This is a genomic window from Sphingopyxis sp., assembly GCF_035250425.1.
Taxonomy (GTDB): Bacteria; Pseudomonadota; Alphaproteobacteria; order Sphingomonadales; family Sphingomonadaceae; genus Sphingopyxis.
On sequence record NZ_DATFFD010000313.1, the window covers coordinates 1 to 2,326 of the forward strand.

The window sequence follows — 2,326 nt, forward strand, 5'->3', positions numbered from 1 at the left end:
CGCACCCTCGGGCCGGCGGCGGAGTTGATAGGCGGCGCTCGGCGACATCGAGACGCGCGTCGCGGCGATGCGCACCGAGCCGGTGACCGCGAGATGGTCGAGGAAATCGCGCTGGAGCTTTGGCGTCCAGTGATAGCTCGCAGGTGCGGGGATGTCGGCGGGGTCGGTGATGTTGTCCATCGATTTATCCTTCGGTTAGGTGAAACCTATAGAATGAACCATATGGGTGAAATGTAGGAAAGACTTTTTGCCGCGCGCGCGGCCCTATTTCGTCGACGACGGCTGACGAGCGTTTTCCGTCATTCCCGCAGAGGCGGGAATCCCGCTTTTTCCTCGCGGTTGCTAAGCGGGATCCCCGCCTTCGCGGGGATGACGAAGAAGTGGGAAAGGCCGCTTCCCTCCCCAAAGCCGTCATTCACACGGCCTGCGGATCGTCGTTCCTGTCCTATTCCTTCTCGCCGACCTCGACCAGCCCGTGCCCGACGCTCACGCGCTCGTCGAAGACGAAGCAGCTGCCGTGCCAGCGGCTGTCGGTCTCGGGCACTTGCTCCAGATAGGCGAGGATGCCGCCTTTCAGATGGACGACATCCTCGACGCCTTCGTGGCGGAGGAAGGCGGTCGATTTTTCGCAGCGGATGCCGCCGGTGCAGAACATCGCGACGCGCTTGCCCGCGAAACGGTCGGCGTTGGCGCGCCACCAGTCGGGAAATTCGCCGAAGCTTTTCGTTTCGGGATCGACCGCGCCCGCGAAGCTGCCGTAGCCGACCTCGAAGCCGTTGCGCGTGTCGATCAGCACCGTGTCCGGGTCGTCGACGAGCGCGTTCCAGTCGGCGGGGTCGACATAGGGCGCCGCGCCGCGCGCGGGGTCGAGCCCCGGCACCTTCATCGTCACGATCTCCTTTTTCAGCCGCACCTTCATGCGCTGGAACGGCATGGCGGCGGCGGCCGAATATTTGACGTCGAGTTCGGCGCAGTCGGGGAGCGCGCGGATATGATCGAGCACCGCGGCGATCCCGGCTTCGGTTCCGGCGATGGTGCCGTTGATCCCCTCGCGCGCGAGCAGCAGCGTGCCCTTTACGCCCTCCGCCGCGCAGAGGTCGATCAGCGGCTGGCGCAATGCGGCGGGATCGTCGAACGGCGCGAAGCGGTAGAGGGCGGCAACGGTGAAGGTCATGGCGGCGCCCCCTTAGTCGGTATTGGCCGCGCCGTCAGCGGGAATATGGTTCGCGCGAAGACGCGAAGACGCGAAGAGGAAGGCTCGGGCCGATAGGTCCCTTTTTCCTGTCGACGCCGCGGCATCGCGCGCTGTGAATGGAGAAGGCCCGCTTCGCGGCAAGCGTGACATCTTCGCGTCTTCGCGTCTTCGCGCGAAACAAAAAGAGCCAGCCTCGCACATCTACCCGAACGGATCGCCCCTTCCCGTCGCATATTGCGCCATCGCCATCGTCGTCCATTGCGCGTTGACGCGGATACAGCTCGGGAAGGTGCTCGCGTCGGTGACGAACACATTGGTCGTTTCGTGGACGCGGCAATCCAAGTCGACGACGCCGTACGCCGGGTCCTCGTTGATCGCATTGCCGCCGTGCGGGTGGCTGCTCGACAGCGTGACATCGTCCTGTTCGCGGATCGCATCGCGGAAAAACGCATCGACATCCATGCCGGGGGTGATCTTTTGACCTTTGGCCAGCGCGGGATAGCATTCGAGCGCGCCCGCGGCGAAATGGACCTTGGTCAGCGTCGCCATCGCGTCGCGCAGCACCGGCAGATCGTCGTCCACGTCCAGCCGGAACTCCAGTTTGCCGTCCTTCACCCGCCCGCGCCGGTCGGCGGGGAACAGGATGCCCGCCGAGTGGACGCGGCCGAAATTCTTCATGCGCGCCGCATGGTCGCCGAACCAGCCGGGCATCAGCGACGCCATCGACATCGGCGGCTGGAAATGGCTTTCGAGCAGGAAATCGCCGCAGTCGACATAGCTCGACATCTGGTCTTCGTCCCACGCGTCGCCCCCCGCCCCCGCCGGCATCAGCGCGACGACGGGCGAGGCGACGTTGAGCGAGACCTGATAGCCGGTGCGGTCGATGTCGCTGCGATGGAGCAGCTTCGACGAGGCGATCGTCCCCGCCGCGACGACGACACCGACGCGCGCGCGGACGAGGCGGTTCGCGCCGCCCGGCAGGACGAGCTTCACCGCCTCGGCCTCGCGCCGGCCGTCGGCCGCGGTCTGCCACATGATCTGCTGGACCTTGGTATCGGGCAGGATGCGCGCATGGCGATCGCGGCACGCCCCCGGCAAATAGGTTTGCGCAACCCCCATGCGGCGGCCATA

Annotated in this window: 1 protein-coding gene and 2 pseudogenes; all 3 read right to left on the reverse strand. The window is 65.9% G+C overall.

Annotated features, from left to right (window positions below; genetic code table 11):
• A pseudogene (locus VJ811_RS19250) lies at positions 1-180 on the reverse strand (hypothetical protein); the annotation flags it as partial.
• Positions 181-469: 289 nt separating this feature from the next.
• Positions 470-1,174 (reverse strand): annotated as a pseudogene (locus VJ811_RS19255) (rhodanese-related sulfurtransferase); the annotation flags it as partial.
• 222 nt (positions 1,175-1,396) lie between these two features.
• On the reverse strand, positions 1,397-2,326 hold a 930-nt coding region (locus tag VJ811_RS19260), incomplete at its 5' end, for a GMC family oxidoreductase (RefSeq protein WP_324075404.1).